Annotated in this window: 10 protein-coding genes; 8 read left to right on the top strand and 2 right to left on the bottom strand. The window is 71.5% G+C overall.

Annotated features, from left to right (window positions below):
- The first annotated feature begins 58 nt into the window (after window positions 1–58).
- Window positions 59–1357, top strand: a complete 1299-nt coding sequence (locus ACU6WZ_RS00605) for an alpha/beta fold hydrolase (protein WP_447031125.1) — start codon at window positions 59–61, stop codon at window positions 1355–1357.
- 323 nt (window positions 1358–1680) lie between these two features.
- Here the strand turns inward: ACU6WZ_RS00605 and ACU6WZ_RS00600 are convergent, their stop codons facing one another.
- Window positions 1681–2580, bottom strand: a complete 900-nt coding sequence (locus ACU6WZ_RS00600) for an RNA polymerase sigma factor SigF (RefSeq protein ID WP_447031124.1) — start codon at window positions 2578–2580, stop codon at window positions 1681–1683.
- A 136-nt stretch (window positions 2581–2716) separates the two neighbouring features.
- Window positions 2717–2887 carry a hydrophobic protein gene (locus ACU6WZ_RS00595; protein WP_447031123.1) on the bottom strand — a complete coding sequence of 57 codons (171 nt, stop codon included), beginning with the start codon at window positions 2885–2887 and terminating at the stop codon, window positions 2717–2719.
- A 272-nt stretch (window positions 2888–3159) separates the two neighbouring features.
- Here ACU6WZ_RS00595 and ACU6WZ_RS00590 point away from each other — a divergent pair, with 272 nt between their 5' ends.
- The 7 genes from ACU6WZ_RS00590 to ACU6WZ_RS00560 all read left to right on the top strand — a co-directional run bounded on the left by ACU6WZ_RS00590 (window position 3160) and on the right by ACU6WZ_RS00560 (window position 12576).
- The gene (locus ACU6WZ_RS00590; RefSeq protein WP_447034311.1) at window positions 3160–5802 is read left to right on the top strand and encodes a glycoside hydrolase family 84 protein; all 2643 of its coding nucleotides are present in this window, start codon (window positions 3160–3162) and stop codon (window positions 5800–5802) included.
- Window positions 5803–6012: 210 nt separating this feature from the next.
- A complete protein-coding gene (locus ACU6WZ_RS00585; RefSeq protein ID WP_447031122.1) occupies window positions 6013–7449 on the top strand; it encodes a hemolysin family protein in 1437 nt (478 codons plus the stop codon).
- On the top strand, window positions 7446–8462 hold the full coding sequence (locus ACU6WZ_RS00580) for a hemolysin family protein (RefSeq protein WP_447031120.1): 1017 nt from the start codon (window positions 7446–7448) through the stop codon (window positions 8460–8462). The genes ACU6WZ_RS00585 and ACU6WZ_RS00580 overlap by 4 nt, the downstream gene beginning before the upstream one ends.
- A 31-nt stretch (window positions 8463–8493) precedes the next feature.
- A complete protein-coding gene (locus tag ACU6WZ_RS00575) occupies window positions 8494–9111 on the top strand; it encodes a helix-turn-helix domain-containing protein (protein WP_447031119.1) in 618 nt (205 codons plus the stop codon).
- Between the two features lie 134 nt (window positions 9112–9245).
- Complete coding sequence (locus tag ACU6WZ_RS00570; protein ID WP_447031118.1) at window positions 9246–10214, top strand: NADPH:quinone oxidoreductase family protein; 969 nt, start codon at window positions 9246–9248, stop codon at window positions 10212–10214.
- Window positions 10211–11392 carry an acyl-CoA dehydrogenase family protein gene (locus ACU6WZ_RS00565; RefSeq protein WP_447031117.1) on the top strand — a complete coding sequence of 394 codons (1182 nt, stop codon included), beginning with the start codon at window positions 10211–10213 and terminating at the stop codon, window positions 11390–11392. Before ACU6WZ_RS00570 ends, ACU6WZ_RS00565 begins: the two co-directional genes overlap by 4 nt.
- The gene (locus tag ACU6WZ_RS00560) at window positions 11389–12576 is read left to right on the top strand and encodes an acyl-CoA dehydrogenase family protein (protein ID WP_447031116.1); all 1188 of its coding nucleotides are present in this window, start codon (window positions 11389–11391) and stop codon (window positions 12574–12576) included. Before ACU6WZ_RS00565 ends, ACU6WZ_RS00560 begins: the two co-directional genes overlap by 4 nt.
- Window positions 12577–12599: the final 23 nt, after the last annotated feature.

Genomic DNA, 12599 nt, shown 5'->3' with positions numbered 1-12599 from the left:
CGAGTCCGCGCCCGATGCTGTGCTGAACTGTCCGGAAGTGACCAGAATGGGAGCAACCTTGACCAGCTATCGCCAGCCCGGCACCGTCCTCACCGACCACCGCTTCACCGTCCCCCTCGACCACGGCGACCCGGCGGGGGAGCGGATCGAGCTCTTCGCCCGCGAGGTCGTGTCGAGTTCTTACGCGGCCGCCGGACTGCCGTGGCTGGTGTACCTGGAGGGCGGCCCCGGCTTCGGGGCACGCCGCCTCGTCGGCCGCCAGGCGTGGCTCGGCCGCGCGCTCCAGGAGTTCCGGGTGCTGCTCGTCGACCAGCGGGGCACCGGTCTCTCCACGCCCGCCAACCGTCAGACGCTGCCCCTGCGGGGCGGCCCCGCGGAGCAGGCCCGCTATCTCGCGCACTTCCGCGCCGACTCGATCGTCCGCGACTGCGAGGCGATCCGCGCGCAGCTGACCGGCGGAGCCCCCTGGACCGTACTCGGCCAGAGCTTCGGCGGCTTCTGTGCCACCCACTACCTCAGCGCCGCGCCCGAAGGCGTGCATGCGGCCCTGATCACCGGCGGCCTGCCCGCACTCGACGCCCACGCGGACGACGTGTACGGCGCGGCGTTCGGCCGCATCGAGCGCAAGAACGCCGCCCACTACGCCCGCTACCCGCAGGACGTCGAGCGCGCCCGCCGCGTCACCGAGCACCTGACCGAGCATCAGAGCGTGCTGCCGGGCGGCTACACGCTCACCCCGGAGGCGTTCCAGTCCCTCGGCATCCTGCTCGGCTCGGCCGACGGCAGCCACCAGCTGCACTATCTGCTGGAGAACGCCTTCGCCCGTACGGCCCAGGGGCCTGCCCTCTCGGACACCTTCCAGGAGGCCGCGCAGGCCGCTCTTTCGTACGCCGCTCACCCGCTGTACGCCGTACTGCACGAGACGATCTACGCCCAGGGCCCGCGCCCCACCGCCTGGTCGGCCGAACGGGTGCGTGCCGCGTTCCCGCAGTTCGACGCCGGCAAGGCGCTCGCGGGCGACGGCCCCGTCCTCTTCACGGGCGAGAGCGTGCATCCCTGGCACTTCGACTGCGACCCCGCTCTGCGCCCGCTGCGCGAGACCGCGGCGCTGCTGGCCGAGCGCCGCGACTGGCCCGCGCTGTACGACGCCGAACGGCTCGCCGCCAACGAGGTCCCGGTCGCCGCGGCCGTCTACCACGACGACATGTACGTCGACACCGAGCATTCCCTGCGGACGGCCCGCGCGGTGGGCGGTCTGCGCACCTGGGTCACCGACGAGTTCGAGCACGACGGCCTGCGGACGGGCGGCCCCCGGGTCCTGGACCGGCTGCTCGCTCTGACCCGCGGCGCCATCTGAGCGGCGGGGGCGGAGGGCCGGCACGGGCCGGCCCCGCCGATTATTCTGCGCGCATGACGACCGAGCGCACGAGAACCGAACCGCCCCGGCAGCTGCTGCCGATGCCCTCCGACTGGCGGCGCGTTTCGGCGGGAAGCCGGCCGTCGGCTTCGAGGTCTTCGGCCGCTGAGCCCCTGCGCGAGTGAGCCTCTGAACGAGTTGAGCCTCTGAACGAGTTGAGCCTCTGAACGAGTTGAGCCTCTGAACGAGTTGAGCCTCTGAGTGCCGGACCGGCACTCAGAGGCTCAAGAGTTCGTGGGGCCATGGGGGCCGCCGCACTGCCCTCAGGCTTCGGTGAGCATCCCCGAGCGCAGCTTGGTGAGCGTGCGGGTGAGGAGCCGGGAGACGTGCATCTGCGAGATGCCGAGCTCGGCGCCGATCTGCGACTGGGTCAGCTCCTGGCCGAAGCGCATCTCGATGATGCTCCGCTCCCGGTCGTCGAGCCGCTCCAGCAGCGGGGCCAGGGTGTGCAGGTCCTCGACCGTCTCCATGGCCGGGTCGGGCTCGCCCAGCACATCGGCGAAGGTGCGCGACGCGTTGGCGCTGCCGTCGTCGGAGTCATTCGGCATGTCCAGCGAACCGGCGGTGTAGCCGTTGGCGGCGACGACGCCCTCGACGACCTCGTCCTCGCTGAGGTTCAGGTGCTGGGCCAGTTCCTTGACCGTCGGGTCACGGTCCAGCTTTCCGGCGAGTTCTTCCCTGGCCTTGGCGAGATCCACCCGCAGTTCCTGCAGACGCCGCGGGACGTGAACGGCCCAGGTGGTGTCGCGGAAGAAACGCTTGATCTCCCCGACGATGTAGGGGACGGCGAACGTGGCGAACTCGACCTCGCGAGAGAGGTCGAAGCGGTCGATGGCCTTGATCAGGCCGACGGTGCCGACCTGCACGATGTCTTCCATCTCGCCGCTGCCACGGCCCCGGAACCGGCCCGCGGCGAAGCGGACCAGCGAAAGGTTCATCTCGATCAGGGTGTTACGGGCGTACTGGAACTCGTGCGTGCCCTCTTCGAGGACCTGCAGCTGGTCGAAGAACAGCTTCGACATGCTCCGTGCATCCTTCGGCGCGATCTTCCCCGCGTCCTCGATCCACGGCAGTGCGCCCGTACTCGGGAGCGTCCCGTCGTGTGAAGGCGCTTCGACTCCGGCCCGCGGAAGTCGTACGTCCTGCAGCGGCGTTGTCGTCATGTCCCCACCCTTCTCGTGATAGCCCCGTCACCCCCGCTTGCCCCGGCCTGACACATGCATGCGCGGGCATGCGAAAAAAACAGGACCGGCCGAAACTTTTTCCGGCCGGTCCCGCTTCACGGCTTCACGGCGCGTTCTACCAGCGGTACCAACGGCCCCGCTTTCCCCCACTGGCGGCGGGACGGATCACGAAGCCGAGCAGCCAGACGACCAGCACGATGACGGCTACCCACCACAAAGCCTTGAGTGCGAAACCCGCCCCGAAGAGGATCAGAGCGAGCAGCAGTACGAGAAGCACGGGAACCATGATTATCAACCTCCAGGCCACCTGGTGCCCCCGAAAACCGGCCCCACACACCTCGGTACCCGGGTACGTGCGGAGGCAGGTGACGGAGGAGTGGCGGGCCCCCGGAGGCCGGTGAGTGGGCCACTTGCCGAATCGTCCGAATGAGCCGTGCGCGCCGTTGACAGCCTGTCAGCCTCCTGTATGGATTCTGTGGCGTGGTGACACGCGATTGCCCGCAGCTGTTCGCCAGGATCCCTGGAGGAAGTGTGACGCTCCGCCCGCGCCCGCTCGCGATGCTCGGGGCCGCCCTCGCCCTGGTGCTCGCACTCCCGGCCGCCGGTGTGGCCGCCGCTCCTCCGGACGGCACGGCCCGAAGATCCGCACCGGTGGTCACGCCGACACCGCAGGAACTCCGGCAGCGTGGCGACAGCGTCGCCCTCACCCCCACCGTGACAGTCGTCGCCGGCGACGGCGCCGACGCCCCCGCCGTGGAGGTGACCCGGCGGGCCCTCCTCGACGCCGGTGCGCAGGCCGTCGTACGCGGCACACGCCCCGCCGCCGGCCGGCTGACGGTCTACGTCGGCGGTCCGGGCGAGACCCCGCAGACCGCGGACGCCCTCACGGCCCTCGGCATCGACGGGCCCGGCCGACTTCCCGCCGAGGGATACGTCCTGGGCATCGGCGAGAGCCGCATCGCGCTCTCCGGCAAGGACGCCGCCGGTACGTACTACGCCGCCCAGACGCTGCGCCAGCTGCTGTCCGGGCGCGGCAGCGCCCACGCGAGGGTCGCCGGCATCGAGGTCCGTGACTGGCCGGGCACGGCGATCCGCGGTGTCATCGAGGGCTTCTACGGCATCCCGTGGACGCACGACGCCCGCCTCGACCAGATCGACTTCTACGGCCGGCACAAGATGAACATCTACGTCTACTCGCCCAAGGACGACCCGTTCCTGCGCGAGAGGTGGCGCGAGCCCTACCCCGCCGCGCAGCTCGCGAAGATCCAGCAGCTCGTCGACCGCGCCGGCGCCCGCCATGTGGACTTCACCTACGCGCTGTCGCCCGGCCTGAGCGTCTGTTACAGCTCCGAGGCCGACATCAAGGCACTGACCGACAAGTTCCGGACGGTCTGGGACCTCGGCATCCGCACGTACGCCGTACCGCTCGACGACATCAGCTACACCCGGTGGAACTGCCAGGCCGACCAGGAAAAGTGGGGCACCGGGGCAGCCGCCGCGGGCGCCGCCCAGGCGCATCTGCTCAACCGTGTCAACCGGGACTTCATCGCCACCCACCCGGGCGCCGCGCCGCTGCAGATGGTGCCCACGGAGTACTACAACGTCACCCCGTCCCCGTACAAGAAGGCGCTCGCCGAGCTGCTCGACGACGACGTGGTGGTCGAATGGACCGGTGTCGGCGTCATCGCGCCGGTCATCACGGTTGCGCAGGCGAGGGCGGCCCGTGACGTCTTCGCCCACCCGATCCTGCTCTGGGACAACTATCCGGTCAACGACTACGTCACCAACCGGCTGCTGCTCGGCCCCTACAACGGCCGGGAGAAGGGGATGCCCGCCGAGCTCGGCTCCGGCATCACCGCCAACCCGATGAACCAGGCGTACGCCTCGAAGATCCCGCTCATCACGGTCGCCGACTACACCTGGAACGACGCCGCCTACGACTCGCGCACCTCCTGGCAGACCGCGCTCGCCGAGTACGCGGGCGGTGACGCCGAGGTCGTCGAGGCGCTGCGGATCTTCGCGGACGTCAACTACAGCTCGCGCATCAACGCGCAGCAGGCACCGGATCTGGCCGCCGACATCGCGCGGTTCTGGAGTTCCGGGAACACGCGCCGGCTCGACGCGGCGCTGAAAGGCCTGCAGGAAGCGCCGGACGTCCTGCGTGAGGACCTCCCCGAGCAGGAGTTCATCGACGACAGCGGGCCGTGGCTCGACGCCGCCGAGGCCTGGGGCGTGGCCGCGCGCACGGCGCTGCGGCTGGTCGGGGAGGCCCGCGCGTCGCACGGCGCGGACGCGTGGGAGCTCAGGCAGCGGCTGCCCGGGCTGGTCGCCGCCGCGAAATCCTTCACCTACACCGATCTGGAAGGACGGAAGATTCCGGTGGTGGTGGGCGACGGCGTGCTCGACGCGTTCGCCGTCGACGCCGCGGCCGAGCACGACCGGCTCCTCGGCGTCACCGGGGCCACGGTGGGCCTCACCAGCCTGCCCGCGTACCAGGGCAACATGATCGCGCGGATGCTCGACGGCGATGACAGCACGTTCTTCTGGAGCAGCCGGGCCGTAGCCGCCGGCGACCATGTGACGCTCGACCTGCGCCGGCCGCGCGAGATCGGCGACGTGTCGCTGGCCATGGGAAAGCCGGGCAGCGCCAACGACTACCTGCGCGAGGGCGTGCTGGAATACTCGTCCGACGGAGCGTCCTGGCAGCAGCTCACCGCGTTTTCCGGCAGGCCGGTCGTCACCGCGACCGCCCCGGCGGGCACCAAGGCACGGTATGTGAGGGCGCGGGCCACAGCGGGGCAGTCCAACTGGCTCGTCGTCAGGGAGTTCGGTGCCCAGACCCAGGACGCGTCCGTGACCGGCGGCCCGCCCCCGGCGGCCGGCAGCACCCTGCGCGCCGCGGCCGACGGAGACCTCGCCGGCGTCTACCGCGCGGCGCGCGCGCCCGAGGCCGGTGAGGCACTGCGGATCGACCTGGGCGGCGTACGGCCGGCGGAGTCGGTGACCGTACTCCAGCCGAAGGGGGCCGTGGCGCGGGCCCTCGTCCAGGTCCGGGAGGCCGACGGCGAGTGGGGCACGGTCGGTCAACTCCGCAGTTCTTATGGGCGGTTCCGGCTGGGCGGCGAGCCGGTCTCGGCCGTACGCCTGCTGTGGACCGGCGGTGCGAGGGCGCCACAGATCGCGGAGGTTGTCGTGCGGTAGGTCGTGTCCGGCAGACTGGCCCGTAGCGCGTGACTGCCGTCATGCCGCATCGCTTTGCGGGCCCTTTACTATTGAGAAGCGGGGTGCCGCCCCGCCCAGAACGATCTGAGCCCAGAAGCCAAGAAGGAGCTGCGGTCCCGCAATGGGTGAGCCTCCCAGTACGAGCCGTGCCATGTCCGCCCCGTCGACGCGTGGGGCGGAGGTGGCACGGTGACCGAAGTCCTCCTTCTGCTGCTCGCCCTCGCGCTGACCCTGGCGTGTGCGGTGTTCGTGGCGGCCGAGTTCTCCCTGACCACGATCGAGCGCGGAGAGCTGGAGCGGGCCGCGCAGGCCGGTGAACGGGGCGCGGTCAGCGCCCTGAAGGCAGCCAAACGCCTCACCTTCCAGCTCTCGGGCGCCCAGCTCGGCATCACCGTTACGTCCCTGGTCATCGGCATGCTCGCCGAGCCTTCCCTGGCCGTGCTGCTGCGCGGCCCGCTGGAGGCCGCGGGGATGCCCCCGGGCGCCGTCTCCACGGTCGCCACTCTCCTCGGTGTGGCGCTGTCGACCGTGGTGCTGATGGTGGTCGGCGAGCTCGTCCCGAAGAACTGGGCGATCTCCAGCCCGCTGGCTGTCGCCAAGGTGGTGGCGGGACCGCAGCGCGCCTTCACGGCCGCCTTCGGGCCCCTGATCCGTCACCTCAACAACACCGCGAACCGTATGGTGCGCCGCTTCGGGCTGGAGCCCGCCGAAGAGCTGGCGTCGGCCCGTACGCCGGAGGAGCTGGTCGCGCTGGCCCGCCACTCCGCCCGGGAGGGGGCGATCGAGCACGACTCCGCCGAACTCTTCGTCCGTACCCTGCACCTCGGCGAGCTGACCGCGGAGAACGTCATGACCCCGCGCGTGGACGTCCAGGCCCTGGAGGCCCGCGCAACAGCCGCCGACGCCGCCAACCTCACCCTGGCCACCGGCCTGTCCCGGTTCCCCGTCTACCGGGACACCCTGGACGAGGTGATCGGCACGGTCCACATCCGGGATGTCCTCGCCCTCGACGAGACGAAGCGGGACAGGACCGCGGTGACCGAGCTGGCCACCGAGCCGCTGCTGGTCCCCGACTCGCTCCCCGTGGACCGCATGCTGCAGCAGCTGCGCCGCGCCCGCACGATGGCCGTCGTGATCAACGAGTACGGCGGCACCGCGGGCGTCGCCACCCTTGAGGACATCGTCGAAGAGGTGGTGGGAGAGGTCCGTGACGAGCACGACCCGGACGAACGCCCCGGCCTGGCCGCCGGCGCTCCCTCGCCGGACGGCCGCGCGGTGTGGGAAGCGGACGGCAGTGTCCGCCTGGACCAGCTCCAGGAGATCGGCTTCAGCGCTCCCGACGGCCCGTACGAAACCCTCGCCGGGCTCATCGCGATGCGACTGGAACGCATCCCCGCCCCCGCCGACCGGCTCGACGTGGACAACTGGAAGCTCGCCGTCCTCGACGTGGAACACCACCGGGCCGACCGGGTGCGGATCACCGCCCCCGGCTCGTCTGCCGGCACCGTGCCCACCCCGGCGTCGGCCGGGAAAGCCGCGTCCAGGACCACGTCCGCGTACGGGGCCGGGTTCGGGTCCGCGCACGCGCCCGCAGACGCAGCCAAGATCGCGGAGGAAGCCCGATGACCGCCCTCCAGCTCGCCATCGGCGCGCTCACCCTCCTCACGAACGCGTTCTTCGTCGGCGCCGAGTTCGCCCTGATCTCCGTACGCCGCAGCCAGATCGAGCCGGAGGCCGTCAAGGGCAGCCGCCGCGCGAAGAGCGCGCTGTGGGGTCTGCAGCACCTGTCCGCGGTGATGGCCACCGCGCAGCTCGGCATCACCATCTCCTCACTCGTGCTGGGCGCGGTCGCCGAACCGGCCATCGCGCATCTGCTGGAGCCGCCCTTCGAATCCGTCGGCGTCCCGGACGCGTTGATCCACCCGATCGCGTTCGTGATCGCGCTGACGCTGGCGACGTACCTGCACATGCTCATCGGCGAGATGATTCCCAAGAACATCGCGCTCGCCGCTCCGGCCCCGACGGCGCTCGCCCTGGCGCCGGCGCTGGTGGCTCTCACCCGCGCTCTGCGGCCGTTCGTCTTCGGCATCAACGTGTTCGCCAACGCGCTGCTGCGTCTGCTGAACGTCGAGCCGAAGAACGAGGTCTCCTCCGTCTTCACCGACGACCAGCTCGTCCGTCTGGTCAAGGACTCCAGCGAGGCCGGCCTGCTGGCGCCCGCCGACGGCGAGCGGCTGCGCGACGCCCTGGAGCTGGGCAACCGTCCCGTGGGCGAGGTGCTGGTGCCGCTCAGCCGGATCGTCACCGTCGACCACCACACCACCCCGCAGCAGCTGGAGCGGGCGGCTGCGGCCTGCGGGTTCTCGCGGCTGCCGGTCACCGGACCCGCCGACGAGGTGCTCGGCTACCTGCACATCAAGGACGCGCTGGGGGTCGTGGAGCGCACCAGGCCGTTCCCGCGCACGGCACTGCACCCTGTTATCCGGGTCGAGATCGACACACCGCTGGACGACACGATGACGGCCATGCGGGCCGCGGGCACCCACCTGGCCGCCGTCGCGGGGGACAAGGGCACCGTCATCGGCTTCGTCACCATGGAAGACGTACTGGAGGAGCTGGTCGGCTCGGCAGCCGTTTGACAAAACGCCTTGCCGATTCTGCAATGCCCCTATGGACGACGACGTCAAGGACAGCACGCCCGGCCTGGAGGGCGTGCTGAACGGTGTGGGGCCGCGCCTGCGCAAGCTGCGCAAGCTGCGCAAGCTGCGCAAGGAACGCGGTGCCACGCTGGCCGCGCTCGCCGCGTCGACCGGGATCTCGGTCAGTACGCTGTCCCGGCTGGAGTCCGGCGGTCGCAGACCCAGCCTGGAGCTGCTGTTGCCCATCGCCAGCGCCCACCAGGTGCCGCTCGACGAACTGGTGGGCGCGCCCCCGGTCGGCGACCCGCGGGTGCGGACGAAGCCGATCGAACGGGGCGGGCAGACGTACCTGCCGCTCACCCGGCAGCCCGGCGGCCTGCAGGCCTTCAAGGTCATCGCCCGCCAGACGCACCAGGAGCCCGACCCGCGCACCCACGACGGGTACGAGTGGCTGTACGTGCTGTCCGGCCGGCTTCGGATGGTGCTCGGCCCGCACGATCTGGAGATCGGGCCGGGTGAGGCGGCGGAGTTCGACACTCGGGTGCCGCACTGGTTCGGCCCGGCGGGGGACGCTCCGGTGGAGTTCCTGAGCCTCTTCGGGCCGCAGGGGGAGCGGATGCACGTACGGGCCAGGCCCAAGGCGGACTGAACCACGGCGGACTGACCCGAGGCGGACTGTGACACACCCTGGCCCGATCCTGCCGAAGCTGTTCCCTTCCGGGCAAGCGACCGCTTAGTATGCCCGCAGTGCGATGTAGCCTACGGTGTGTTGGAGGGTCTCGAATGCAGGCATGGCGAGTGCACGAGAACGGTGAGCCGGGCGAGGTGATGCGGCTCGACGAGGTCGAGCGGCCCACGCCGGGCGAGGGACAGCTGCTGCTGCGGGTGCGCGCCGCGAACATCAACTTCCCCGACGCCCTGCTCTGCCGCGGCCAGTACCAGGTGCGACCGCCGCTGCCCTTCACCCCTGGCGTCGAGATCTGCGGCGAGACCGAGGACGGCCGGCGCGTGATCGCGAACCCGGCGCTGCCGCACGGCGGCTTCGCCGAGTACGTCGTCGTAGACGCCGCGACCGTACTGCCCGCCCCCGAGTCGCTGGACGACACCGAGGCGGCCGCCCTGCACATCGGCTACCAGACGGGCTGGTTCGGTCTGCACCGCCGGGCCCGCCTCCAGGCGGGGGAGACCCTGCTCGTGCACGCGGCGGCGGGCGGCGTCGGCAGCGCCGCCGTACAGCTCGGCAAGGCGGCCGGCGCCACCGTCATCGGTGTCGTAGGCGGGCCCGAGAAGGCCCGCACCGCCCGGGAGCTGGGCTGCGACCTGGTCATCGACCGGCGCCGCGAGGACATCGTCGCCACCGTCAAGGAAGCCACCGCCGGGCGGGGCGCCGACGTCGTGTACGACCCCGTCGGAGGTGACGCGTACGCCAAGTCGGTCAAGTGCGTCGCCTTCGAGGGGCGGATCGTCGTCGTCGGCTTCGCCAGCGGCGCGATCCCCTCGCCCGCGCTCAACCACGCCCTGGTCAAGAACTACTCGATCGTCGGCCTGCACTGGGGGCTGTACAACACCAAGGACCCGGCGGCGGTCCTTGCCTGCCACCAGGAGCTGACCCGGCTGGCCGCCGAGGGCGCCGTCAAGCCGCTGGTCAGTGAGCGCGTACCGATGAAGGACGCCGCGGCCGCCGTACAGCGGGTCGCGGACGGCACGACCACAGGACGCGTGGTCGTCGTACCCGAGGGGGTGGCCCGATGACGGACGCTGCTGAAGTGCGGCGCCTGACGGGGGAGTTGCTGGCGGCCCGTCCACCCGCCACCACCGACCGCACGGACTTCCTGAAGGCCCGCTTCGACGCCGGGCTGGCCTGGGTGCACTACCCCGAGGGCCTCGGCGGCCTCGGCCTCTCCCGCTCCCTCCAGTCCGTCGTCGACGCGGAACTCGCGGCGGCCGGCGCCCCCGACAACGACCCGCGGCGCATCGGCATCGGCCTCGGCATGGCCGCGCCGACCATCCTGCGCTTCGGTACGGACGAGCAGAAGCGGAGCCTGCTGCGGCCCCTGTGGGTCGGCGAGGAGGTGTGGTGCCAGCTGTTCAGCGAACCCGGCGCCGGCTCGGACCTCGCCGCACTCGGCACCCGCGCGGTACGGGACGGCGACACGTGGATCGTCGACGGACAGAAGGTGTGGACCTCCAGCGCCCACCTGGCCCGCTGGGCCATCCTCATCGCCCGCACCGACCCGGACCTTCCCAAGCACCAGGGCATCACCTACTTCCTGTGCGACATGACCTACCCCGGCGTCGAGGTGCGGCCGCTTCGCCAGATCACCGGCGAGGCGGAGTTCAACGAGGTCTTCCTCACTGGCGTACGCATCCCTGACAGCCGGCGACTCGGCGCAGTGGGGGAGGGCTGGAAGGTCGCGCAGACCACGCTCATGAACGAGCGTGTCTCGATCGGCGGCTCCCGTATCCCGCGCGAGGGCGGCATGATCGGCCCCGTCGCCCGGACCTGGCGCGAACGCCCCGACCTGCGCACCCACGACCTGCACCAGCGCCTGCTCGGTCTCTGGGTGGACGCCGAGGTGGCTCGCCTCGCCGGCGAGCGGCTGCGCCAGCAGCTCGTCGCCGGCCAGCCGGGCCCCGAAGGCTCGGGGCTGAAGCTGGCCTTCGCCCGCCTCAACCAGGAGATCAGCGGCCTGGAGGTGGAACTGCGGTGCGAGGAAGGGCTGTTGTACGACGACTGGACCATGCGCCGTCCCGAACTCGTCGACTTCACCGGACGTGACGCCGGCTACCGCTACCTGCGTTCCAAGGGCAACAGCATCGAGGGCGGTACGAGCGAGGTGCTGCTCAACATCATCGCCGAACGCGTGCTGGGGCTGCCGTCGGAGCCGCGCAGCGACAAGGACATCGCCTGGAAGGACCTCGCCCGATGAGCACGCAGCCCCCTCCGCACACGGATCTCGCCCAGCCCGGCCGGCCCGATCAGGCAGCCCAACCGGCCCAGCCCGATCAACCCGACCTCCTTTACTCCGAGGTCGAGGACGACCTGCGGGCTGCCGTACGCTCCCTCCTTGCCGACCGCTGCGACCATGCGACGGTTCTCACCCGCGCCGAGTCGGACACCCCCTACGACCCGCGGCTGTGGACCTCGCTCGCCCGTGACATGGGCCTGGCCGGGCTGCTGGTGCCCGAGAAGCTCGGCGGGCAGGGCGCCGGTCACCGGGAGGCCGCCGTGGTGCTGGAGGAGCTGGGGCGCAGCGTCGCCCCGGCCCCGTATCTCACCAGCGCCGTCGTCGCCGCCGAGACGCTGCTGGCCTGCGATCCGGAGCAGTCCGCCGTCGCGGAACTGCTCGGCGCGGTGGCCGGGGGGCGTACCGTCGCGGCACTGGCCGTGCCCCTGTCCACCGCTCCGGGCGCCGAACTGCCCGACGCGGTAAGGGCGGACGGCGAAGGCGTGCTCAGCGGCCGGGTCACCGGGGTCGCCGACGCGGCCGCCGCGGCGGTTCTGCTCGTACCGGCGAACGACGGTCTGTACGCGGTGGAGACCGGGGCGCCCGGCGTCACGGTCGAGGCCCTGACCCCGCTCGACCTGACCCGCCCGCTCGCCGCGGTGACCTTCGACGCCGCCCCCGGCCGCAGGCTCGCCGCATCGGCCGGGGCGCCGGTACGCCGAGGCCTGCTCGCCGGGGCCGGACTGCTCGCCTCCGAGCAGCTCGGGCTCGCCGAGTGGTGCCTGGAGGAGGTGGTCCGCTACACGCGCGACCGCAAGCAGTTCAACCGCCCCGTCGGTTCCTTCCAGGCACTCAAGCACCGCATGGCGCACCTGTGGCTGGAGGTCGTCTCCGCACGCGCCGCGGCCCGCAACGCCGCCGACGCCCTGGCCACCGGCAGCCCAGACGCGCCCGTCGCGGTGGCCCTCGCGCAGGTGTACTGCTCCCGGGTCGCGGTCCGCGCGGCCGAGGAGTGCGTCCAGTTGCACGGCGGCATCGGCATGACCTGGGAGCACCCCGCGCACCTCTACCTCAAGCGCGCCAAGAGCGACTCGATCGCGCTGGGCGCGCCCGGCCGGCACCTGGAGGCTCTCGCCAACCTGGCCGACCTGCCAGGGCCACAGTAAGGGGCCCTGTATCGCGCACCCCT

The organism is Streptomyces hypolithicus (assembly GCF_052934925.1).
The sequence above is the reverse complement of the archived record's forward strand: the minus strand, read 5'-3'. Positions and strand labels throughout refer to the sequence as shown.